Origin of the sequence: Escherichia sp. KCJ4928 (assembly GCF_004352695.1) — a bacterium.
GTDB lineage: Bacteria > Pseudomonadota > Gammaproteobacteria > Enterobacterales > Enterobacteriaceae > ECMA0423.
On the sequence record NZ_SJWV01000597.1, the window covers coordinates 1 to 478 of the forward strand.

At 31.2% G+C, this 478-nt stretch carries 2 protein-coding genes; both read left to right on the forward strand.

Going from position 1 to position 478, the window contains the following annotated elements; translation table 11 throughout:
* The first annotated feature begins 71 nt into the window (after positions 1 to 71).
* Complete coding sequence (locus E0D98_RS25785; protein WP_032141808.1) at positions 72 to 182, forward strand: hypothetical protein; 111 nt, start codon at positions 72 to 74, stop codon at positions 180 to 182.
* A gap of 235 nt (positions 183 to 417) precedes the next feature.
* Positions 418 to 462, forward strand: a complete 45-nt coding sequence (locus E0D98_RS27695; RefSeq protein ID WP_205713039.1) for a hypothetical protein — start codon at positions 418 to 420, stop codon at positions 460 to 462.
* Positions 463 to 478: the final 16 nt, after the last annotated feature.

Genomic DNA, 478 nt, shown 5'->3' on the forward strand with positions numbered 1-478 from the left:
TAATAAACCATTAATCTAGCTAAAGTTGGATGCTTAAGAAATGCTTCATAATTCAGTAAGGCATTAGCATAATGGGAATAAAAGTACAGAGACTATCCCTATGGATGATAAATACTGTCCTTTTATTGCTACCCATAAATAATCACCATGCCAATACTATCAAATTGATATTTGAAATGTGATCACTTGACTTTCTATACGTTATTTTATAACGGTTAATATATTTATAAAAACAACGGGTGTGCCATACGCCCGTTTCAATACTTAACGCACATGTGTTTTGGTTTAGTCATCATCCAGTTATATGTATTTTAGCCAGGAACAGGTTAAACCTTTCCTATATAACTCAAAAATTGAAACCTTATTCTCATGTCATGCTTATATTCATTATTATCGTTATATAAAAAGGCAACCATAATGTTAAGCAAATTGGCACAAAGTAGCATAAAGGCTATGTTTTAATTACAGGATGTTCAGT

Excerpts from the sequence above, each read along its gene's own strand:
- E0D98_RS25785 (WP_032141808.1), top strand. The coding sequence starts at position 72 with ATGGGAATAAAAGTACAGAGACTATCCCTATGGATGATAAATACTGTC.